The 21,647-nt window shown below is 72.0% G+C and carries 19 protein-coding genes and 1 pseudogene; 11 read left to right on the top strand and 9 right to left on the bottom strand.

Annotation, left to right across the window (positions count from 1 at the left end; genetic code table 11):
* Positions 1 to 28: 28 nt before the first annotated feature.
* Genes kdd through TAE01_RS11715 form a run of 7 tightly spaced genes read left to right on the top strand, consistent with a single transcriptional unit; the run spans position 29 to position 6,860 of the window.
* Positions 29 to 1,141, top strand: a complete 1,113-nt coding sequence (gene kdd / locus TAE01_RS11745; protein WP_246111296.1) for an L-erythro-3,5-diaminohexanoate dehydrogenase — start codon at positions 29 to 31, stop codon at positions 1,139 to 1,141.
* Positions 1,138 to 2,772 carry a lysine 5,6-aminomutase subunit alpha gene (gene kamD, locus TAE01_RS11740; RefSeq protein WP_147066611.1) on the top strand — a complete coding sequence of 545 codons (1,635 nt, stop codon included), beginning with the start codon at positions 1,138 to 1,140 and terminating at the stop codon, positions 2,770 to 2,772. Before kdd ends, kamD begins: the two co-directional genes overlap by 4 nt.
* Positions 2,769 to 3,518: a lysine 5,6-aminomutase subunit beta gene (gene kamE, locus TAE01_RS11735; RefSeq protein WP_147066609.1), complete on the top strand. Its 750-nt coding sequence runs from the start codon at positions 2,769 to 2,771 to the stop codon at positions 3,516 to 3,518. The genes kamD and kamE overlap by 4 nt, the downstream gene beginning before the upstream one ends.
* The gene (gene kal, locus TAE01_RS11730; RefSeq protein ID WP_147066607.1) at positions 3,515 to 3,910 is read left to right on the top strand and encodes a 3-aminobutyryl-CoA ammonia lyase; all 396 of its coding nucleotides are present in this window, start codon (positions 3,515 to 3,517) and stop codon (positions 3,908 to 3,910) included. The genes kamE and kal overlap by 4 nt, the downstream gene beginning before the upstream one ends.
* 37 nt (positions 3,911 to 3,947) lie before the next feature.
* The gene (gene lnt / locus TAE01_RS11725; RefSeq protein ID WP_147066605.1) at positions 3,948 to 5,546 is read left to right on the top strand and encodes an apolipoprotein N-acyltransferase; all 1,599 of its coding nucleotides are present in this window, start codon (positions 3,948 to 3,950) and stop codon (positions 5,544 to 5,546) included.
* The gene (locus TAE01_RS11720; RefSeq protein ID WP_147066603.1) at positions 5,527 to 6,318 is read left to right on the top strand and encodes a polyprenol monophosphomannose synthase; all 792 of its coding nucleotides are present in this window, start codon (positions 5,527 to 5,529) and stop codon (positions 6,316 to 6,318) included. The genes lnt and TAE01_RS11720 overlap by 20 nt, the downstream gene beginning before the upstream one ends.
* The gene (locus tag TAE01_RS11715; RefSeq protein ID WP_186815162.1) at positions 6,315 to 6,860 is read left to right on the top strand and encodes an FxsA family protein; all 546 of its coding nucleotides are present in this window, start codon (positions 6,315 to 6,317) and stop codon (positions 6,858 to 6,860) included. The genes TAE01_RS11720 and TAE01_RS11715 overlap by 4 nt, the downstream gene beginning before the upstream one ends.
* Before the next feature lie 212 nt (positions 6,861 to 7,072).
* Here TAE01_RS11715 and TAE01_RS11710 read toward each other — a convergent pair whose 3' ends face one another.
* On the bottom strand, positions 7,073 to 7,435 hold the full coding sequence (locus TAE01_RS11710; RefSeq protein ID WP_147066601.1) for an RNA polymerase-binding protein RbpA: 363 nt from the start codon (positions 7,433 to 7,435) through the stop codon (positions 7,073 to 7,075).
* A 119-nt stretch (positions 7,436 to 7,554) separates the two neighbouring features.
* Positions 7,555 to 8,931, bottom strand: coding sequence for an MFS transporter (locus TAE01_RS11705; protein ID WP_147066599.1), 1,377 nt, complete (start codon positions 8,929 to 8,931; stop codon positions 7,555 to 7,557).
* 103 nt (positions 8,932 to 9,034) lie between these two features.
* Here TAE01_RS11705 and TAE01_RS11700 point away from each other — a divergent pair, with 103 nt between their 5' ends.
* Positions 9,035 to 9,574 carry a MarR family winged helix-turn-helix transcriptional regulator gene (locus tag TAE01_RS11700; RefSeq protein ID WP_186815161.1) on the top strand — a complete coding sequence of 180 codons (540 nt, stop codon included), beginning with the start codon at positions 9,035 to 9,037 and terminating at the stop codon, positions 9,572 to 9,574.
* Here the strand turns inward: TAE01_RS11700 and TAE01_RS20890 are convergent.
* A pseudogene (locus TAE01_RS20890) lies at positions 9,561 to 10,166 on the bottom strand (AAA family ATPase); the annotation flags it as partial. The gene TAE01_RS11700 and the pseudogene TAE01_RS20890 sit on opposite strands and share 14 nt — an antisense overlap.
* Positions 10,097 to 11,743 carry an RNA polymerase recycling motor ATPase HelR gene (gene helR, locus TAE01_RS21095; RefSeq protein WP_281289288.1) on the bottom strand — a complete coding sequence of 549 codons (1,647 nt, stop codon included), beginning with the start codon at positions 11,741 to 11,743 and terminating at the stop codon, positions 10,097 to 10,099. The pseudogene TAE01_RS20890 and the gene helR, both read right to left, overlap by 70 nt.
* 310 nt (positions 11,744 to 12,053) lie before the next feature.
* On the opposite strand from helR, the gene TAE01_RS11690 reads away from it, so the two are divergent.
* Both TAE01_RS11690 and TAE01_RS11685 read left to right on the top strand, forming a co-directional pair.
* On the top strand, positions 12,054 to 13,265 hold the full coding sequence (locus TAE01_RS11690; RefSeq protein WP_147066694.1) for a class I SAM-dependent methyltransferase: 1,212 nt from the start codon (positions 12,054 to 12,056) through the stop codon (positions 13,263 to 13,265).
* Positions 13,266 to 13,277: 12 nt separating this feature from the next.
* Positions 13,278 to 14,444, top strand: a complete 1,167-nt coding sequence (locus TAE01_RS11685; RefSeq protein WP_147066593.1) for a DUF2332 domain-containing protein — start codon at positions 13,278 to 13,280, stop codon at positions 14,442 to 14,444.
* Positions 14,445 to 14,521: 77 nt separating this feature from the next.
* Here the strand turns inward: TAE01_RS11685 and TAE01_RS11680 are convergent, their stop codons facing one another.
* The 3 genes from TAE01_RS11680 to TAE01_RS11670 form a co-directional block, all read right to left on the bottom strand.
* On the bottom strand, positions 14,522 to 15,709 hold the full coding sequence (locus TAE01_RS11680; protein WP_147066592.1) for a Fic family protein: 1,188 nt from the start codon (positions 15,707 to 15,709) through the stop codon (positions 14,522 to 14,524).
* 38 nt (positions 15,710 to 15,747) lie between these two features.
* Positions 15,748 to 17,730 (bottom strand): amylosucrase, encoded by a 1,983-nt coding sequence (locus TAE01_RS11675; protein ID WP_147066590.1) that lies wholly within the window; start codon positions 17,728 to 17,730, stop codon positions 15,748 to 15,750.
* Between the two features lie 63 nt (positions 17,731 to 17,793).
* Positions 17,794 to 18,414, bottom strand: a complete 621-nt coding sequence (locus TAE01_RS11670) for an L-threonylcarbamoyladenylate synthase (RefSeq protein ID WP_147066588.1) — start codon at positions 18,412 to 18,414, stop codon at positions 17,794 to 17,796.
* Between the two features lie 26 nt (positions 18,415 to 18,440).
* Between TAE01_RS11670 and TAE01_RS11665 the strand changes: the two genes are divergently transcribed.
* The gene (locus TAE01_RS11665) at positions 18,441 to 18,887 is read left to right on the top strand and encodes a GNAT family N-acetyltransferase (protein WP_147066586.1); all 447 of its coding nucleotides are present in this window, start codon (positions 18,441 to 18,443) and stop codon (positions 18,885 to 18,887) included.
* A gap of 15 nt (positions 18,888 to 18,902) precedes the next feature.
* Here the strand turns inward: TAE01_RS11665 and TAE01_RS11660 are convergent, their stop codons facing one another.
* A complete protein-coding gene (locus TAE01_RS11660) occupies positions 18,903 to 20,096 on the bottom strand; it encodes a Tle-like phospholipase domain-containing protein (protein WP_186815159.1) in 1,194 nt (397 codons plus the stop codon).
* A gap of 158 nt (positions 20,097 to 20,254) precedes the next feature.
* A complete protein-coding gene (locus tag TAE01_RS11655; RefSeq protein WP_147066582.1) occupies positions 20,255 to 21,535 on the bottom strand; it encodes an APC family permease in 1,281 nt (426 codons plus the stop codon).
* Between the last annotated feature and the right edge of the window lie 112 nt (positions 21,536 to 21,647).

Below are 21,647 nucleotides of genomic sequence, written 5' to 3'. Positions count from 1 at the left end.
TTCCCGTTACGACAGAAGGATCTGCTCCGTGACCCCACTGCCCGTCCCCGGTGACGACCGCGCCCCCTCGCCCGTCGGACTGCACCGCGTCCTCGAACCCACCGGTGAGGCGATCACGCTCCCGCAGGCGGCGCAGCGCCTCGACGCGCGACCGGAGCTGTGGCCCGACGAGGTCCGGATCGCCGTCGAGACGCTCAACCTCGACGCCGCCTCGTACCGCCAGCTGGCGCTGAAGCACACGAGCGGCGGGCGAGTCGACGGGGGAGCGGTGCGTGCCGAGGTCCTCGACATCGTCCGGGAGCGCGGCAAGATGCAGAACCCCGTCACCGGCTCGGGTGGCATGCTCATCGGCACCGTCGACGAGGTCGGTCCGGAGAGCCCGCTCGGGCTCTCGGTCGGGGACAGGGTCGCGACGCTCGTGTCCCTGTCCTTGACGCCCCTCGCCGTCACCGACGGCCTCGAAGGCTGGGACGGCCTGTCCGAGCAGGTTCCCGCCACCGGTCACGCCATCCTCTTCGGCCGCAGCATCGCGGCCACCCTGCCCGAGGACCTCGACCCGCACCTCGCCCTCATGGTCATGGACGTCTGCGGCGCCCCGGCTCTCGTCGAGCGGGTCGTGGGGGAGTATGCCGCGCGGGGGATCGCGCCGACCGTGGCCGTCCTCGGCGGGGCCGGCAAGTCCGGCTCGCTCTCGCTGGCCGCCGCCCGTGCCGCCGGTGCAGGTCGCACCATCGGGGTCGTCCCGGTCGAGCGCGAGCGCGCCGTGCTGGTGGCCAGCGGGCTCGCAGACGCCGTGGTGCTCGCCGACGCGCGCTCCCCGCTCGGACTGGCCGCTGCCGTCGAGTCGGCCGGTGGCCCGGCGGACGTGACCGTCGTCTGCGTCGACGTGCCGGGCTGCGAGCAGCCCGCGATCCTCGCCACCGCCCAGGGCGGCACCATCATCTTCTTCAGCATGGCCACGAACTTCGCGGCGGCGGCGCTCGGTGCGGAGGGACTCGCGGCCGACGTGCGGATGCTCGTCGGCAACGGCTACGTCCCGGGTCACGCCGAGGAGGCCCTGCGGCTCGTCCGCGAGGTGCCGGCGCTCCGCGCGCTCTTCGAGGGCCGGCTCGCCGCCGAGACGGCAGGATCGGACGCATGAGCCGCCCACACGCCCTGCTCGACCTGGACCCCGCCGTCGTCCGGCGGGCGCGCGCACTGGCCGCGAGGGCGGCCGAGCCCGTCGTCGAGATCGCCCGCAGCCACACGACCGTGTCCGTCGAACGAGCCACGCTCCGCCTGGCCGGGCTCTCCGGTGCCGACCACGAACGCGTCCCGTGGGTCAACCACCTCGTGACGGCGGTCCGCGACGAGGTCGGTCTCGAGCACGGCGTCACGACGCCGGTCTACGACGCGCTGCTGCGCGGCGAGGCACCGGACCTCATGACGCTCGCCCAGAAGGCGGCGAGCGGCAACGTCTCCTTCCGGCTGCCCACCGGCCGCGAGGCCACCGCGGCGCGCCGCGCGGCCACCAAGGGCGTGGGCGGAGGGCTGCGCACCATCGACCGCTCGCGCGCCACCCGGGAGCGCCTCATCAGGCGTCACGGCGACCCGAGGACCAAGCCGTGGATCTACCTCATCGTCGCGACGGGCGACATCCACGAGGACATCCCGCAGGCCCAGGCCGCCGCCCGCGAGGGCGCCGACATCATCGCGGTCATCCGCTCCACGGGGCAGTCCCTCCTCGACTACGTCCCGGAGGGGGCCACGCGTGAGGGCTTCGCCGGGACGTACGCGACGCAGGAGAACTTCCGCCTCATGCGGGCCGCCCTCGACGAGGTGAGCACGGAGCTCGGCCGCTACGTCCGCCTGACGAACTACGCCTCCGGCCTGTGCATGCCCGAGATCGCGGCGCTCGCCGGCATGGAGCGTCTCGACATGATGCTCAACGACTCGATGTACGGCATCCTCTTCCGCGACATCAACCCGATCCGCACCTTCGTCGACCAGCGGTTCTCGCGCCAGGTCCACGCCCGCGCCGGCATCATCATCAACACCGGCGAGGACAACTACCTCACCACCGCCGACGCGATCGAGGCCGCCCACACCGTCACCGTCAGCCAGCTCCTCAACGAGCGCTTCGCCAAGGAGGCCGGCCTCGAGGACTGGCAGCTCGGCCTCGGGCACGCCTTCGAGATCAACCCCGAGATCCCCGACAGCTTCCGGATGGAGCTGGCCCACGCGCTCCTCGCGCGCCAGCTGTTCCCGGAGGCCCCGCTCAAGTGGATGCCGCCGACCAAGCACATGACGGGCGACATCTTCCGCGGCTACCTCCTCGACGGCTTCTTCAACCTCGTCGGAGCCATGACCGGACAGGGTATCCTGCTCGTCGGCATGATGACCGAGGCGGTCGTCACCCCGTTCCTGTCCGACCGCGACCTCGCCCTGCAGAACGTCCGCTACGTCATGAACGCCGCGAGCGGCCTCGCCGAGGACTTCCACCCGCCGCGCGACGGCTTCATCCAGACCCGGGCCCGGCAGGTGCTCTCCGAGGCGGTCGACCTGCTCGACCGGATCGTCCACGACGGTGACCCGGCGGGCGACGCGCCGCTGCTCGCCGCGATCGCCGACGGCACCTTCGGGCTCATGAAGCGCCCACCCACCGGCGGCAAGGGGCTCGACGGCGTCTGCGAGCGCGCCGACGACTACGACAACCCGGCCACCACCGCCCTCGACGCGTGGACGCCGCCAGCCGCCACCCGGCATACGTCCACGGAGGGGGTGGTCCGATGAGCGCCCACATCGTCCGCCCGTACGGAGACACCACGGGCGACGGAATGGTCCAGCTCTCGTTCACCCTGCCGTTGCCGCACGACAAGCGCGCCGAGGGGGCCGCGCTCCAGCTGGCGCGCAGGATGGGCCTCGACCCCGCCCTGCTCGTCCACGCCAAGGCGATGGGACCGGACTTCACCTTCTTCGTCGTCTACGGCAGCACGACGCACCTCGTCGACGTCGACGACGTCCACGTGGTCGAGCGCGAGTACCCCCTCCTCTCGGCCAAGGACGCCAACCTCAGCATCAAGCGGCAGCTGCGCCGCAAGCTCGTCGTCGTCGGGGCCTGCATCGGCACCGACGCGCACACGGTCGGCATCGACGCGATCCTCAACATCAAGGGCTTCGCCGGCGAGAAGGGTCTCGAGTACTACCGCGAGGTCCGGGTGGTCAACCTCGGGGCCCAGGTCCTCGTGCCCGACCTCGTCGCGCGGGCCCGCGCCGAGAAGGCCGACGCCGTGCTCGTCAGCCAGGTCGTCACGCAGAAGGACGCCCACATCCACAACACGACGCAGATGTCCGCAGCCTTCCGCGAGGCCTATCCCGCTGGGCAGGTGCCGATCCTCGTCGCCGGCGGCCCGCGCTTCGAGGAGGGGTCCGAGGCGGCCCTCGGCGTCGACCGCATCTTCGGCCGCGGCACGACCCCCGGCGAGGTGGCCAGCTACCTCGTGCACGAGATGACCCGACGAAAGGCGAAGACGTCATGACGCAGCGCACCACCACGGCGAGGGTCGGACAGCGGGTCACCCACCGCCGATACGTGCCCTACAGCCACGCGCACTATGCCGGCAACCTCGTCGACGGGGCCTACTCGCTGGCCGCGTTCGGCGACGTCGCGACCGAGATGTGCATCATCACCGACGGTGACGAGGGACTCTTCGCCTCGTACAGCGACGTGCAGTTCACGGCGCCGGTCCGCGCCGGAGACGTCATCGAGGTCTCGGCCGAGATCGTCAGGGTGGGGACCCGCTCGCGTGAGATGGACTTCGAGGTGCGCGTCGTGGCGCGCGGCAACCCCTCGAGGGGCGCGTCCGCGGCCGACCCCCTCGACCCGGCCGTCGTCGCGACGACGGCGCGGGGGGTCGTCGTCGTGCCCTGACAGCCGACGTCCAGACAGCACGGCATACGGTGATCCCGTGCGGCGCCTCCTCCTGTCCCTGATCGCCGGCGGGCTGTTGTGCCTCGCGTTCCCGACGTTCGACGTCTGGGTCGCGGCCCCGCTCGCCCTGGCCCTGTGGGCCTGGGCCTGGACGGGGGTGGGCGCCCGCCGTGGCTTCCTCACCGGTCTCGTCGGTGGCCTCGCCTTCTTCGTCCCGTCGCTCAGCTGGTCCGGCATCTACGTCGGCTCACTGCCCTGGCTCGCGCTCGCGACCCTCGAGGCGCTCTTCCTCGGCCTCGCCGGCGCCCTCTACGGGTGGCTGAGCCGTCGGGGGAGCGTGCGCCCGCTGGCGTTCGCCCTCGTGTGGGTCGTGGCCGAGGGCTTCCGGGCCCGGGCCCCCTACGGCGGCTTCCCCTGGCTCAAGCTCGCCTTCGGCCAGGCCGACTCACCCTTCGGACGCCTCGTCGCGCTCGGCGGGGCGCCCTTCGTCGGGTTCGTCATCGCCCTGTGCGCGGCGCTGCTCGCCCTCGGCGCCCAGCACGCGCTCCGCGTCCTCGCGGCCCGCAGGACCCCGGGTGGCCCGACCTCCTCGCGTATGCCGTCGCGCCGGTTCGTGCTGCCCCTGGCGGGCGCGCTCGTGCTCGGGCTGGCCGGGCTCGCCGTCCCGCTACCGACCGACGGCCCCTCGGCGCAGTTCCTCGGGGTGCAGGGCAACGTGCCCCACCCCGGTCTCGACTTCAACTCCGAGCGTCGCGCCGTTCTAGACAACCACATCGCGGCCACGCTCAAGGCGCAGGCCGACGTCGATGCCGGGCGGGCGCCGGCGCCCGATCTCGTGGTCTGGCCCGAGAACGCCTCGGACATCGACCCGTTGCGCAACGCCGACGCCAAGGACCTCATCCTCGAGACCGTCGCCGCCCTCCGCCGCCCCCTCATCGTCGGTGGGCTGCTCGCGGAGCCGGTGGGCTTCGTCTCCAACGTGTCGCTGCTCTTCGAGCCCGGCAAGGGCAACACCGACCGCTACGTGAAGCGCCACCCGGTGCCCTTCGCCGAGTACATCCCGAACCGGGCCTTCTGGCGCAACTTCAGCGCGGAGGTCGACCTCGTGCGGCGCGACTTCGTGCCGGGCCCGGGTCCCGGCCTGTTCACCGTGAAGAGCGCCTCCGGCCAGCCGATCAGGGCAGGTCTGGCGATCTGCTTCGAGGTGGCCTACGACGACATCATGCGCGACGCCGTGCAGACCGGCGCCAACGTGCTCGTCGTCCAGACGAACAACGCAACCTTCGGCTTCACCGTCGAGTCGCCGCAGCAGCTGGCCATCAGCCGGCTGCGGGCCATGGAGTTCGGCCGGTCCGTCGTCCACGTCTCGACGGTGGGACAGAGCGCCCTCATCACGCCTGACGGAACCGCGCACCAGGTGACGTCGTTGTTCACCCAGGCAGTGGTCCGAGGGGCACTACCCTTGCGTGACGCCACGACGCTGGCGACCCGCGTGGGTGAGGCCCCCGAGTGGGTCGCTGCCGCCGCACTGCTGACGATGCTCGCCCTGGGCCTCCTCGGCGGCCGCGGTGCTGGCGCTGGAGCCCCGGACGTGCCGGGCCCGACGAAGGACGAGGATGACGACGATGCAGCGTGAGCCGGTGACCCGAGTCGCCGTGCTCATCCCGACGTACAACGAGCGGGACAACCTGCCCGGGATCGTCGCGCGAGTGCGCGCGAGCGTGCCCACCGCCGACGTCTTCGTCCTCGACGACGGCTCACCCGACGGCACCGGGCAGATCGCCGACGAGATCGCGGCGGCCGACCCCCAGGTCAACGTCGTGCACCGAGCCGGCAAGGAGGGCCTCGGCAAGGCCTACCTCGCCGGCTTCGCCATCGTGCTCGAGCGGGGGTACGACGCCGCCGTCGAGATGGATGCCGACGGGTCGCACCTGCCCGAGCAGCTGCCGTCGCTGCTCGCGGCGCTCGGCGAGGCCGACCTCGTCATCGGGGCCCGGTGGGTCAAGGGCGGCGAGGTCCGCAACTGGCCGGCCCACCGCAAGGTCCTCTCGATCGGTGCCAACATCTACACCAAGATGATGCTCGGGATGTCGGTCAACGACGCGACGGCCGGCTACCGCGTCTACCGTTCGGGCGCCCTGCGCACCATGGGCCTGGAGGGCGTCGAGTCCCAGGGCTACTGCTTCCAGATCGACCTGACGCTGCGCGCCGTGCGCGCCGGACTGACGGTCGTCGAGGTGCCCATCACGTTCGTCGAGCGTGAGGTCGGCGTGTCGAAGATGGGCCACGACATCGTCCGGGAGGCCCTGACGAGCGTGACCCGCTGGGGCGTCGAGCACCGCGTGGACCAGCTGCGCTCGGTCTCGGGCCGGGTGCGCGGACGCGAGGCTGCGAGGGACCGCGCATGACCTCGGCCCAGCCGTCCCGCGCCCGTCGGCTGCGACTGACCCGGCTCGCCGTCGTGGGGCTGCTGCTCCTGCCGATCGTCGAGATCGTCGTCATCGTCGCGGTCGGACAGTGGATCGGCGGCTGGCCGACCTTCCTGCTCCTGCTCGCCACCTCGCTCCTCGGCGCGTGGCTGATCCGCCGGGAGGGCGCCCGAGCCTGGCGTGCGCTGCAGCAGGCGGTGCGCGACGGGCGGATGCCGGCCCGTGAGATCGCCGACGGCGTCGTCGTCCTCGTCGGCGGCAGCCTGCTGCTGCTACCCGGATTCGTCACGGACCTGCTCGGCCTCGTCCTCGTGCTCCCGTTCACCCGCCCCGTCGCGCGTAGCCTCCTCGCCGCGGTCATCTCGCGACGGCTGGTCGCGCAGACCGAGCGCTTCGGCGGACCCGCCGTCACCGGTCAGCCCAACGGTCCCGCATGGGAGCAGCCGACGACGCCACAGGGTGGCACCCGGTCGACCTCGAGCGACGAGGTCGTCGAGGGCGAGATCATCGACGAGGACTGAGGGCGAGCCCGGTCCTGATCAGCGCGGTCCTGATCGGCCCGGTCATGACCGGCCCGGTCATGATCGGCGCCTGCGTGCCCGCGTGGCCCGAGGTGACCCCGTCACCCGGGGCGGGGTCACGACCACCTCGCACCCCGGCACACGGCATACGGCATACGAAAAGCCCGCCTCCACGAACGAGGCGGGCTTCCCGGTGGTGCGGTCGGGTGGGGTCAGGCGGTCTTCTTGCGGCGCGGCTTCTCGCCCCGCGACTCGCGCAGCAACGTCAGGCGCTCCTCGAGGAGCTCCTCGAGCTCCGGGATGGAACGACGCTCGAGGAGCATGTCCCAGTGCGTGCGCTGGTGCTTGACCGGCTTGGCCTCGGGCTCGGCGCCGCCGCCCTGGAGCTTGGCGTCGAGGCCGCAACGGCACTCCCACGTCGGAGGCACGTCGGCCTCGATGGAGAAGGGAAGCTCGGTGCGGTGTCCCTCCGGGCAGACGTAAGCGGTGAGCTGACGCTCACTCGGGACGACGTTCTCGTCAGATTCCATGCTCCTCGCGCCGAGGTTGGAACCGCGTAGTGCTCGATCGGCCATGTGGACCCCTCCAAGACTTCTGCCCTTGTGACACCTCGCTGGTGTCTTACCCTCACAGACGCTTGAACGAGCGAAACAGTTGACTTGTTCCCCGAGCGGCCGCGAATTGTAAGCCGGTCTCAGATGACGGAGGGAACCGGGTTGCCCGCCTGCTCGATGCCCTCGCGCATGCGCACCCTCGACAGCAGTGCGCCGCCGACGGCGAAGAAGACGATGAGGGCGATGATCGCCCAGCGGTAGCTGAGGGTGAACTGGTAGACGAGCCCGAAGATGAGCGTCCCGAACCAGCTCGTGCCGCGCTCCATCGCCTGGTAGAGGCTGAAGTACTCCGCCTCCCGGCCGCGGGGGATGAGCTGGCTGTACAGCGAGCGCGACAGGGCCTGGGTGCCACCGAGGACGATGCCGATGAGCAGGGCCAGGGCGAGGAAGATGACGAGGGACTTCGAGGGGACGAGGAAGGCGAGGACGACGACCAGCGTCCAGAGGCCGATGCCGTAGAGGACGGTGCGCCACGCCCCGATGGTCGCCGCCACCCGGCCGAAGAGCCGGGCGCCGGCGTAGGCGACGAACTGCACGAAGAGGAAGACCCCGAGCACCGTCGTCTCGGAGAAGCCGAGCTCCTTCGAGCCGTAGACGCTCGAGCTGCCGATGACCGTCTGGATGCCGTCGTTGAAGAAGAGGTAGGCGAGCAGGAACATCTTCGTCTGGGGGTAGTTGGCGAGGTCACGGAAGGTGCTGCGCAGCTGGACGATGCTGCCGCGCACGACACCGGCCGACCTGTCGACAGGCGTCTCGACCGTGCCGGTCAGGTGGCGCAGCCCGAGGTAGGGGATGACCGTGAACCCCGCCCACCACAGGCCGGCCGACAGGATGCTGATGCGGGTGCTCATGGCCCGGTCGAGGCCGAGGTTCTCGTGGAAGAAGTCGAGGGCGAAGTTGAGGGTGAGCAGGATGCCGCCCCCGAGGTAGCCGAACGCCCACCCCTTGGAGGAGACCCGGTCTCGCTCGTTCTCGTTGGCGATGCGACACAGGATCGAGTCGTAGATGACGAGCGAGGCCCCGAGACAGATGCCCGCGACGACGACGAGGGCCGCCCCGAGCTGCCAGTTCGTGCCCGCGACGAAGAACATGAGGCTGGCCGCGAGCGCGCCGACCCAGGCGAAGGTCGCGAAGAGCCGCGTCGGCCTGGGGCTGCGGTCGGCGATGGCGCCGATGAAGATGAGCACGATCGCCGACAGGATGGTCGTGAACGTCACGGTGAAGAACCACAGCGAGCCGGGCGCGACGGGGATGCCGAGCACCGAGAGGCTCGTCGTGCAGTCCTGGCCGCTCGGTAGCCCGGGGCACGCGGCCTGCTCGGCGACGGTCGTGAGGTAGGGGCTCATGAGCACCGTCGCGGTGGTCGTGACGTAGGCCGAGTTGGCCCAGTCGTACCAGTACCAGGCGCGCTGCTCGCGGGTCTCCGGTCGGGCGGCGTTGACGGCGACGTGCGACATGCGAGGACTGTCCCACACGGTCGGGCGGCGGGGCAGGGGAGCGGGGCCAACACGCCGCCGCTCCTCGCCCACTCGCACGTGGTTTAGAACTAAAGTATCCAGGGTGAGCAGCCCAGCGGGGGACCATGTCGCCCCGATCATCGCCGCCTGGCAGCGGGAGAGACCTGACGTCGACGTGTCGTCCATCGGCATCATCACCCCGGTGTCGCGGCTCGGTGGCATCGTCATGGACAACCGGTCACGCGTCCTGGCCGCACACGGTCTCGAGCAGAGCCACCTCGACGTCCTGTCGACGCTCCGTCGCAGCGGAAAGCCCTACCGCCTGACCGCCGGCGAGCTGTCCCGGCGCTGTCGCGTGACGCCGGGCGCCACGACGCAGCGCGTCCAGGCCATGGAGGCGCTCGGGTTCGTCCAACGGGTCCGCGAGGAGCCCGACCGGCGCACGGTGCACGTCCAGCTGACGCCGCAGGGGCTCGCGCGCCTGGACGGGATCTTCGCCGAGGTCATGGCCGGTGACGAGTCGTTGCTGACGGGACTGTCCCAGCCGCAGCGGACCGCCCTGGAGGGGCTGCTCCGCGCGTGGCTGACCGCCCTCGAGGAGGGTGCGGGCGCGCCGCACACGGGCGGGGTCACCGGTCCGTGAGGACGACGAGCTGCTGGGTGGCGCGCGTCATCGCGACGTAGCGGTCGACGGCGCCCTCGATGCCGCCGCCGAACCGTTCGGGCTCGACGATCACGACGAGGTCGAACTCGAGCCCCTTGGCCAGGGTGGGCGTCAGGGAGCGGATGCGCGAGGTTCCCGCGAAGGTCGGATCGCCGATGACACAGGCGGTTCCGTCGGAGTGGGCCCCGAGCCAGCTGGTCAGCACCGAACGGAGCTCTGCCGTCGTGCCGTGACGGATCGGGATGCCGCTCTCGCGGATCGAGGTCGGGACGTTGGCGTCGGGCAGCGCTGCACGGATGACCGGTTCCGCCTCGGCCATCACCTCGGCCGGGGTGCGGTAGTTGACGTCGAGCGTGGCGACGGCGACGCGGTCGAGTCCGACGCGAGCCAGGCGGTCCCGCCACGACTCCGTGAAGCCGTGCCGGGCCTGCGCGCGGTCCCCGACGACCGTGAGGCTGCGAGAGGGGCAGCGGCTGAGGAGCATGCGCCACTCGGCGTCGGTCAGCTCCTGGGCCTCGTCCACGACGACGTGCGCGAAGGCCCCGCGAGCAGGTCCCGGCCTGCCTCGAGCTCGTCGGTGTCGTCGTCGAGGGCGCCTCGGAGGTCCTCGCCGCGCAGCATCGACATGACGTGCATGTCGGAGTCGTCGGACGCGATGAGGTGCTCGACGACCTTGGTGCGCTCCTCGCGTTCGACGGCGAGGGCCGCCTCGCGTCGGCGCCGGCGTCGGCCGGCCTCCCGGTCGCCGAGCCGGCGGCGCGCGGCATCGAGCAGGGGCAGGTCCGACAGGGTCCACGCGTCCGGCTCGGCGCGCTGGAGCCGACGGACCTCGGGGACGGTGAGCGACGGTGCGCACCGGCGCAGGTAGGCCGGCACCGTCCACAGGTCGCCGAGGAGCTCGCCCGCGTCGAGGAGCGGCCACGTGCGGTCGAAGGCCGTCCGGAGCTCGCGGTTCTGCTCGAGCGAGCGACGGACCAGGGCAGGAGTCGCATCGTTCTCGAGGTCCTGCCCGTCGTCGTCGAGGCGGATCTCGAGGTCGTGCCGCTCGACGATGATGGCCACGAGAGCGTCCCAGACGTCGTCGCGGGCCTCGTTGTGGGGGAGGTGGGCGCCGGCGGCGAGGGCCTCCTGCCAGTCGGCGGGGGAGAGGCGCACCTCCGCCCAGGGCGTCGTCACCTCGGTCTCCTGCGACGGTGGCTCCTCGTAGAGGGCGACGGCGGGCTCGATGGCGTCGACGAGCGCGGTCGACGCCTTGAGCCGGGCCACCTCGGGATCCTTCTCGGGAGCCGCCGTGGCGCCCTCCGGGACGAGGTCACGCAGCGTGCACGTCTGCACGCCCTCCTCACCGAGGCTCGGCAGGACGTCGGAGACGTAGCTGAGGTAGGGCTCATGGGGTCCGACGAAGAGCACTCCGCCGCGCCGGTGCCCGAGCCGCGGGTCGGAGTAGAGCAGGTATGCCGTCCGGTGGAGGGCGACGACCGTCTTGCCCGTGCCCGGGCCGCCGTCGACGACGAGGGCGCCCCGGGAGCTCGCGCGGATGATGGCGTCCTGGTCGGCCTGGATGGTGGCGAGGACGTCACGCATCCGCGGTGAGCGGCTGGCGCCGAGCGAGGCGATGAAGGCCGACTCGTCGTCGAGGGCGGCGCGCCCCTCGAGGTCGTCCGGCGTGAACACCTCGTCCCAGTAGTCGCTGACCCGACCCCGGGTCCAGCGGTAGCGGCGCCTGCTCGCCAGGCCCATGGGGTTGGCGTGGGTGGCGGCGAAGAACGGCTCGGCGGCAGGGGAACGCCAGTCGACGAGCAGTCGCTCGCCAGTGCGGTCCGTCAGCCCGACACGGCCGATATGAATGGGACGGGAATCATTCTCATCCACCATGCGGCCGAGGCAGAGGTCGAGGTCGAACCGTCTCAGGGTCCGCAGGCGCGCGCTCAGTCGGTGGACCTCCTGGTCGCGGTCCAGGGCAGCCTGGCCGCGGCCGCCGCGGGCGCGACGGGCGAGGTCGAGACGGTCGGCCAGCTCGGCCACGGTCTGTTCCATCGCGTCGGCGACGGCGGCGAAGTGGGCGTCGTCCGGCCCGATGAGAGCCGGATCGGCCTTGGTGGTCAGGTGGTCGCGAAGGTCGAAGGCGCTGGTCGTCGGCAGGTCCACAGGTCGGGCTCCGTCCCGGATGCTGGTGTCGAGCCAGCGATTCTCGGGCACGACGGGGGCCTTGCCGCAAGACCGGGGGTGCGCTATACGTTGGAAGTGGAAGGAGGCGTCGCGCCTCCTTCCTTTTTCGTGGCGCCTCGGACGAGTCGAGCGCGTGCGCAGGATCCGCGGTGGCGCGCCCTGTTCGCTCCTCTCCGCTCACCCCATAACGCCGATAATCGACATTATGTCACTTAGCGCTGGGCGGCCCCTCCCCACGGACCGCCCTCATGGTCATGACGGGCCGCGCTGAGCCGTAGCCTGTCCCGTGATGCAGTGTGACTACTTCGACGCCGGCCGCTGCCGCTCCTGTGCCCTGATGGGCGTGCCGTATGCCGTGCAGCTCGCCGACAGGGACGCGCACTGCCGGCGCGTGCTCGCCGACGTCGCCCCGGACGTCGCCTGGCTCGACCCGGCCCCCAGTGCCGAGTCGGCGTTCCGCAACAAGGCCAAGCTCGTCGTCGGCGGGTCCCCCGGCGCCGTCACCGTGGGCATCCTCGACCGGGACGGATTCGGGACCGACCTGCGCCACTGCGGGCTCTACGAGCCCGGGCTCGCGGAGCTCGTGCCCCGCGTCGCCGACCTGCTCGACGACCTCGGGCTCGAGCCCTACGAGGTGCCGTCACGTCGGGGCGAGGTCAAGCACGTCCTGCTGACCCACTCCCCCGGCGGCGAGACGATGCTCCGGTTCGTCCTGCGGTCCCAGAAGCACCTGGCCCTGCTCCGCTCCCGGTTGGCGGCGCTCCAGAGCGCCCTGCCCGGTGTCCGAGTCGTCTCGGTCAACCTCCAGCCGGAGCACAAGGCCGTCACCGAGGGCGAGGTCGAGCTCGTCCTCACCGAGGCGGACGTCCTGACGATGCCTCTCGCGGACGTCGAGCTCTTCCTGCGTCCCAACAGCTTCTTCCAGACCAACACCGGCGTCGCCACGGCCCTCTACCGACAGGCCCGTGACTGGGTGGCACTCATCGACCCCTCCGTCGTCCTCGACCTCTACTGCGGTGTCGGTGGGTTCGCGCTCCAGGCCGCGATCGCCAGCGGGCGCACCGACCGCGTCGTGCGTGGCCTCGAGATCGCGCCGGAGGCCGTCGCCTCGGCCCGCCGCAGCGCCGCGGCCCTCTCGGCAGCAGGTCTGACGCGAGCCGACCTCGAGTTCACCGTGGGCGACGCCACCGACGTGGCGTTGCTGCCCGGCGTCGGTGGCCACGGCACCGGTCGGCCGCGATCGTCCCTCGTCGTCGTCAACCCGCCCCGGCGCGGCATCGGGCCACGGCTGGCCGCGTGGCTCGAGACGTCGTCGGCTGAGCACGTGGTCTACTCCAGCTGCAACGTGGACAGCCTCGCTCGTGACCTCGCCGCGATGCCGTCGCTCAGGGCGGTCGAGGCACGGTTGTTCGACATGTTCCCGCAGACCTCGCACCACGAGGTCGCGGTCCTGCTCGAACGAATTCCTCTGGGCAGCAGGCGAACTGCAGGCCTGTCGTGACGAGGGCCGTCAGTGCCGCCCGCAGCTGACGGTCAGCAGGCCCGCGACGACGACGATGGCGATGTCGGCACCGGACGCCTCGAGCGGATCCGCCGTCGGTTCCACGAGTTCGGGACCGAGTATGCCGCCCTCCCCCTCTACGGAACCGTGAGCCGCCGCGTCGCCGAGGACCCCGAGGTGGCAGCACTCCTCGTCTCGGCCCAGCCCGGACAGGCGCGCCCGGTGCTGTGGTTCGCGGCACTCCACGACCTCGTTCTGCGCAGGTCTGACCTGCCGGCGGCGCGCTGGTACGCGAGCATCGTCGGGCGGGATGCGCTCCCGTCCGGCGACCCGTGGCCCGACGTGCGCACCACGGTGCTCGCGCACGCCGACGAGCTGCGCCGGCTCGTGGCGACGCGCACGACGCAGACCAACGAGGTCAACCGGAGCGTGTACGTCGCGGCCGGTCTGGCGGCGGCGGTGGAGGGCGCAGGTTCGGAGCAGGCGCGGGTCGCCCTCGTCGAGCTCGGGGCCAGCGCCGGACTGCTCCTCGGGCTGGACCGGTACCGCATCGAGACGACGCCGCCGTCTGGCGGACGCACGGTGGTCGGAAACCCTTCGTCCCGGGTGCGCTGTGAGGGCCTGGACCGCTCGGACGGGCGTCCGGCCCTGCGCCCGCTGCCGCAGGTCGTGGGCCGCGCAGGTGTGGACCGCGAGCCGGTGGGCCTCGCAGACGAGGACGCGGTGCGCTGGTTGCGTGCCTGCCTGTGGCCCGACGTCCCCGGCCGCGTCGAGCGCTTCGATGCCGCGCTGCGCGAGCTGGGTGCGAACCCTCCCCCGGTCCGCGCGGGAGACCTCGTCGACGACGTCGCTGCGGCCATGGGCGACGCGCTCGTCCAGTCCGATGCGTCTGGAGGCAGCGACCACGTGGTCGTGTACAGCTCGTGGGCCCTGACGTACGTGGAGCGGGAGCGACGACTGGTGCTCGCCGACGGGCTGTCCGCTCTCGCCGACTCGGTGCCGCGCTTGACATGGTTCACGGCGGAGCCGCCCAGGTGCGTTCCGGGCCTGCCCCACGACCCTCGAGCCCAGGCCGGGCCGACGGTGCTCGGCCTACGGTCCTGGGTGTCGGGGCGCGAGGTGCCGGCGCGCATCGTCGGGGTGGCGCACCCGCACGGAGCCTGGCTCGAGACCTGGTGAGCCGGTAGGACCCGCCGGCGGCCCGAGTTTCATAATGTCGATTAACGGCGAATTTGATTGCGGCACAGGGTGATTCCTCAGACTATACGACGACCGAGGCCTTCTGCGTAGTCGTCGAGCGCCCTGAGCACCGCGGGCGCCCGGTAGACCCGGTTGCGTCGGTGTCCGGTCGACTCGAGCAGGACACCGTCCTCGACCAGGCGACGCAGCGCGGTCTGCGCGGTGGGGGCCGAGACGCCCAGCTCGAGGGTGACGACTCGGGCGGTGACGACCGGCTGGCGCACCAGCAGGTCGAGGACCGCCCAGGACGCAGAACCGGCCCGCGCCGTGACGGCGTCGGACCAGTCGTCGCGCACGGCGCGGAGCGCTCCGACGAGCCGTTCGCCGATGCGTGTCCCGTTGCGGGCCGCCTCGGCGACGCACCTGAGGATGGGCTCGACCTCGCCGGTGCGGTACGCCGTCAGGGCCGCGAAGTAGTCGTCACGGATGGCAAGCAGACCTGCCGAGATCGGCACCGTGACGCGGCGGATGGCGCCCGTGTGGAGCAGCACCGAGTGCAGCAGTGCGCGACCCGTTCGGCCGTTGCCGTCGGTGAAGGGGTGGATCGTCTCGAACTGGGCGTGGGACAGGGCGGCGAGGGCGAGCGGCGGAAGGTCGTCCCGGTCCATGAAGGTGACGAGGTCTGCCATGAGGTTCGGGACGTCGGAGGCGATCGGCGGCACGTAGTCGGCGTCGCCGGGGTGCAGCGCCGAGCCGCCGAGCCACACCTGCTGGTCGCGCCAGCGGCCCGGCACGTGCTGGGCCTGCTGGGCCATGAGGGCTCGGTGCATGTCGAGGACGGCCGCCTCGTCGAGCCGGCCGGCGAGGTCGAGGGCGGCCTGCATGGTGCGCACGTTGGCGAGGATGAGGCCGGCGTTGGCCCGGTTGCCCTCGCCGATCTCGGCCTCGGCCAGGGCCCGGGAGGATGACGTGAGGTTCTCGATCTGCGAGCTCGCTGCACTCTCCGAGCGGAGCAGGACCGAGGCGAACGGTGCGATCTCGCCCGCTCCCCCGGCGTCGAAGGCCGCGAGCAGCCGGGTCGCCTCGTCGAGGTCCGCCGCGAGGTCACCGGACAGCTCAAGCCCCGCCTCGGCGATCATCGGTACGACAGCAGCCTCGAACGAGGCCGGCGTCGCGCGAAGGGAACGCCTCGAGACCTCGAGCAGGCCCGCGACGGGGTGCCACGGCACCGTGGTTCGACCGAGTGACGGCCAGGCTCCACCCATGCGTCGACCTCCTCCTTGATGAAGGTTAGGCCATAACCTTAACCAAGGAGCTCGGGTGGTGGGGCGTGCGGCACCTCCACGGGTGCGTCGATGACCCACCACGCGGCATACGGGCTCAGCGACGCCGGGCCGTCGGCTCCGCCGAACACCGGGTAGCCCCCGATGGCGTCGAACGGCCGGGTCAGGCCGGCGTCCGTGAAGTGGCGCAGGTCGACGGTCCGCCACGTGTCGGTCACGTTGTAGACGCACACCATCGGTCCGCTGGGGTGTGCACGGGCGACCGCGAGGACACCGTCGTCCGTCTCGAGCAGGACCCGCGTCGGTCCCGCGGCGTGCAGCTGCGGCAGTCCGGCTCGCACCGATGCGAGGTGGCGCAGGCCCTGGAACACCTTGGCCGGCACCGTGTCGAGGTCGTCGCGACGGGCCGCCAGTGCCCAGTCGAGACGCTCACGGTGCGCCCACCGGTTGTCGTCCTCGTGCCCGCGTTCGAGTGCCCAGAACGGGTCGTTCGGCATGCCCAGCTCGTCGCCGCTCCAGACGACCGGGATGCCGCCCCACCCGGCGATGACGGCATGGGCGAGGAAGAGCCGCGCCAGCGACCGCCCCGTCGCCTCGGCGTCGCCACGCGCCTCGGCGTCGGCGAGGCCGGTCAGCGAGGCCGCCGTGCCGCTGATGCGCTTGTCGCCGGTCGCCGGGTTGTGTTGGAAGACGAGGCCGTGCGACCACGACCCGGGGTGCTCGCCGGCGTACCAGTTCGACAGGAAGCGGCGGTGGGCGTGGCCGTCGAGCCCAGCAGCGGCAGCGTCGCCGTCGTCGATCGCCCAGCCGATGTCGTCGTGACAGCGCACGTAGCAGATCCACGTACCGCTGGGAGGTGTCGTCGGCAGGGCAGAGAGCGCCTGCTTCGTCAGGCCGGTGCTCCCCGTCGCGAGCATCGACCACACCTGGACCATGAGGCTGTTGTGGTAGGCGAGGTCGCTGACCCGGCCCGCGTGCTCGCCCTGCCCGAGGTACTGGACGAGGTCACGGGGCCCCACGATGGCCTCGGCCTTGAACGCAAGGGCCGGGCAGGCGATGCGGGCCACGGTCCGCAGGGCCTGGGTGACCGCGTGCACCTCGGGCTGGTTCTGGCAGTTGGTCCCGAGGCGCTTCCAGGTGAAGGCGATGGCGTCGAGGCGCAGCACCTCGACGCCGAGGTTCGCGAGGTGCAGCACGATGTCGGCGTACTCGACGAGCACGTCGGGGTTGGCCCAGTTGACGTCCCACTGCCACTCGTTGAACGTCGTCCAGACCCAGCCCCGGAGCGTGTCGTCCCACGTGAAGTTGCCCGGCGCGAAGTCGGGGAAAACCTCCGGGAGGGTGCGCTCGTAGGCGTCCGGCATGACCCGGTCGGGATAGACGAGGAAGTAGTCGCGGTAGCGCGACTCCCCCGCCCTGGCCCGCCGGGCCCACTCGTGCTCCCGCGCCACGTGGTTGAGCACCAGGTCGAGCACGAGTGAGATGCCCTGTGCCCGCAAGTCGCTCGCGAGACGGGTCAGGTCGTCCAGGTCGCCGAGGTCGGCCCTGATGCTGCGGTAGTCCTGCACCGCGTAGCCACCGTCGTTGTCGCCCTCACGCGGCTGGAGCAGTGGCATGAGGTGCAGGTAGCTGACACCGAGGTCGCGCAGGTAGTCGATGTGGCCACGCAGCCCCTCGAGGTCGCCGGCGAAACGGTCGGTGTAGCAGGCGTAGCCGAACATGCTCGGCTGCTGGAGCCAGTCCGGACGCAGCAGGCGTCGCTGGTCGAGACGTCTGAGGTCAGCCGACCGCTCGCGGTGCGCCGCGACGGCGCGCTCGATGAGACGCAGGGCCAGGGCCGACACGTCCCGGTCGGGGTAGAGCACCGTGAGCGCGGCGACGAGGTCGTCGGACCAGCGCTCCAGTCGCAGCTCGATGGTCTCGCGGTCGGCCTCGTCGAGGCCGGACAGGATCGAGGTCACCGACTCCGTCGTCGGTCGCACGTCATGGGCGCCTTGGCTCATGGCCCGATTGAACAGCACGACGGGCTCCGGCGACAGGTGCCGGCCGCGCTGACGGGCGTGGCGTCACTCGAACGGGCTCGGGTCGCCGGCCCCGACACGGGTCACGACGGGGTAGCCGTCCGAGTAGTCGACGACCGTCGTCGGCTCGAGGCCACACTCCCCCGAGTCGATGACGGCATCGATGACGTGGTCGAGCCGGTCCTTGATCTCCCAGCCCTCGGTCATCGGCGCGTCGTCGTCGGGCATGAGCAGGGTGCTCGAGAGGATCGGCTCTCCCATGGCCTTGAGCAGCTCGCGGACGACGGGGTGCTCGGGGATGCGGACGCCGACGGTCTTCTTCTTCGCGTGCAGCAGCCGCCGTGGCACCTCCTTCGTCGCGGGCAGGATGAAGGTGTACGGGCCGGGCGTCACCGCCTTGATGGCGCGGAACACCGAGTTGTCGAGGTGCACGAACTGTCCCAGCTGGGCGAAGTCGGCGCAGACGAGCGTGAAGTGGTGCTTGTCGTCGAGCTGCCGGACGCGCAGGATCCGCTCCTTGCCCTCGGGGTTGTCGAGGGAGCAGCCGAGTGCGAAGCAGGAGTCGGTCGGGTAGGCGATGAGGCCGCCCGACCGCAGGATCTCGACCGCCTGGCCGATGGCCCGGGGCTGAGGGTCCACCGGGTGGACGTCGAAGTACTTCGCCATGGGCCCAGCCTGCCATGCTGGCAGGCATGAGCGAGCGCACGGGTGAGGAGCAGAGCGGGGCGGCCCCCGGAACGGTCCCCGGGACGGCCGGAGGGACCGACGGCACCGACGGTGTCGAGGTCGTCGACCATCCCCTCGGCGTCGACCACGGCCGGTACGAGCTGCGCGAGCAGGGAGAGGTGGTCGGCGTGGCGAGCTATGCCGTCGTCCCCGCCGGTGGCGCGGACGGACGCGAGCGTGTCGTCTTCTTCCACACCGAGGTGCGCCCGGACCACGAGGGTCGGGGACTGGCCGCCCGTCTGGCGTCGACGGCACTCGACGCGACCGTGGCCTCCGGGCGCTCCGTCGTCGCCCTGTGCCCCTACGTCAAGGCGTACCTGCGACGACACCCCGAGCCGTATGCCGGCCACGTCGTCGAGCCCACGCCGACCGACCTCGAGGCGGCCGACCGGGCCGCTCACGCGGCGGGCTGAGCGCTCGGTGGCTGGTCAGCGCGTGCCGAAGTAGGCGCTCGCCTGCATGGCGTCGACGACCGAGCTGCCCGAGTGCGCGCCGACGGACCAGCCGAGCAGGTCGAGTCCGGCGTCGACCCCCCTGATGGCCGGGGCGAGGTTCGGGGCTGCTGTCGAGGCGACCACGGACCACCTCGACGGCGTGATCTCGGGGCCGTGGGCGGGGTCGAGCGCGATCTGGGTGCCGAGGGCGTTGGGGAGCGGCGTGTCACCGACCGGCGGCGCGTGGTCGACGAACGACCCGAGGGGGTTCTGCAGGGTCGTCAGCATCTCACCCCGCACGTGGTAGTTGCGGATCTGGTCCGGCGAGTAGGCCGCGGCGGCGCCCCCCTGCTCCCGGGCCTCGGCCACCGTGTGGGGGTGGACGCCGGCTGCGTTGAACGTGACGGCGGGGACGTCGGTCGCGATCGAGGCCGTGCTCGCGAGCCCACCACCGAGCGAGTGGCCGGTGATCACCATGTTCTCGGCCCCGACGGAGCGCGAGACGTCCTGTGCCAGGTGGATGGCACGCAGGTGCTGTTCGCTCGGCAGCCCGACGCCCTGCTCCGCGTTGGTGCGCCAGTCGCTCATCGTCGTCGTGCCGGCGTACGCGAGGACGTACCGGCCGTCCGCATTGCGGTACACGGCGGCGTCGAAGCCGTCTCGCGTGTGGAGCCCGGCAGGGTCGATCCCGAGGGTGCGGAGCTCGCCGGCGTCGAGCGGGCTCCAGCCGTCGACCCGGCTCGGGTGGTAGACGTTGTCGGCGATGTCGGCCAGCGTCAGGTCGATGGGACGCGGTGACGTGCCGCGCGCCTGGTCGGCGAACGACGTCGGCCTCACGACGGCGCCACCGAGCCACGGGAGGAGTGCCGACGGCCGGCCCGGAGCAGGAGGGACAGGCAGGCCCGGGGCTCCCGCTCCTGCCTGGCTGGCCCCGCGCTGCGACCTGGCGTTGTCGGTGAGCCGGCGGGACATCGACTCGAGCGTGGACCCCAGGGCCGTGAGTGACGCCGACGTGGCGCGCCAGCTGTCCTGGGCGGACTGGGCGTCGTCCCCGCCCCAGGAGCGTCCGATGGCGGCGAGCGCCCGGCTCCCCGTCGAACGGATGCCGTCCACCTCCGCCGCACACGCGGTGAGCTCGCGCGCGCTGCGCTCGAGGGCTTCGGGGTCTGCACCCTTGCGGTAGAGCACTTCGGCCTCCTGTCGACGATGGGGCCACGGTAGGTGGGGCTTCCCGGTCGGTCCATGGGGAGGACTCCCCCGCGTGTCGACGACGGCGCCCACGCTCGTCGGCCGAGCCTGTCGACCCGACCCGACCCGGCCCCGGTCAGGTCGTCGGCGGGCTGTCGTCAGGGCGTGGCGGCCCGCCGACGGACGACGACGAACCGGCCGAGCACGCCTGTCGCGAGGACGGCCGCACCCGAGACGAGCGATCCCACGAGGACGGCCAGGGCGAGCAGCACGCACCCTACGAGCCCCAGCGTCGCGAGCGCCCGGGGGTAGCGGCGGTGGGGGGCGTGCTGGGTCAGGGCCGCGGCATTCGCGACGGCGTAGTAGGTCAGGACGCCGAAGGACGAGAAGCCGATGACGCCCCGCAGGTCGGTGACGAGCACGAGCCCCACGACGACGGCGCCGAGCGCCAGCTCGGCACGGTGCGGCACGTGGAATCGCGGGTGCACCGCGGCCAGGACCCGCGGCAGGTCACCCTCCCGGGCCATCGCGAGCGTCGTGCGGCCCACTCCCGCCACGAGCGCCAGCAGGGCCCCGAGGGCTGCGACCGCGGCCGCCGCGGAGACGACCCAGGCCAGCCAGCCGCCGGGTCCCTGGACCATCACGGCGAGCTGGTGCAGCGGCGCCCCCGTCGAAGCCGTGGCCCCCGGCCCGAGCACGTGGAGCAGGAGTACGGCGGTGACGGCATAGAGGGGCACGACGACGGCGAAGCTCATCACGATGGCGCGCGGGATGGCGCGCGCCGGGTCGAGCACATCCTCCCCCAGGGTCGCCACGCGCGCGTAGCCCGCGAAGGCGAAGAAGAGCAGGGCGCCGCCCCGCAGGACTCCGTCCCACCCGCCGGCACCCGGAAGGGGGGTGCCGCCGTCGAGTGCCGGACGCCCCCAGAGCTGCGACGCCGAGACGGCCAGGACGAGGGCCAGCAGGAGCAGCACCACGGTGACGAGCACCCGGGTCAGGGCAGCCGTGCGGGTGATGCCGCGGTAGTTCACGGTCACGAGCGCGACGACGACCGCCGCTGCGAGCGGACGCTGCCAGGCCGGCGGCGCGACGTACACCGAGACGGCCAGTGCCATGGCCGCACAGCCCGCGGTCTTGCCGATGACGAAGCCCCAGCCTGCGACGAACCCCCACCACGGCCCCAGGCGTTCGCGGCCGTAGACGTAGGTGCCACCCGACGTCGGGTACTGCGCGGCCAGCTGGGCCGAGGACGTGGCGTTGCAGAAGGCGATGACGGCGGCGATCCCGAGGGACGCCAGCATCCACGACCCGGCGGCCGCGGCGGCGGGCGCGAAGGCGGTGAACAGGCCCGCGCCGACCATCGAGCCAACCCCGATGAAGGCGGCGTCGCGGGTGGTCAGGCGACGGGCCAGGGCCGGCTGCGCGCGTGGCGAGCTCATGTGCCGAGTCTGCCGTGGCGCACGCCCGGGCCCGACACCGGCGCGCGGCCGGGACCGGCAGCCGTGCCCGTTCCCGTACCTCTGGTCGTGCAGAAGGACGGCCCGGTCAGGA

This window comes from Terrabacter aerolatus (assembly GCF_007991735.1).
Classification (GTDB): Bacteria; Actinomycetota; Actinomycetes; order Actinomycetales; family Dermatophilaceae; genus Terrabacter; species Terrabacter aerolatus.
Note: the sequence above shows the minus strand (reverse complement) of the source record. Positions and strands in the feature narration are given on the sequence as shown.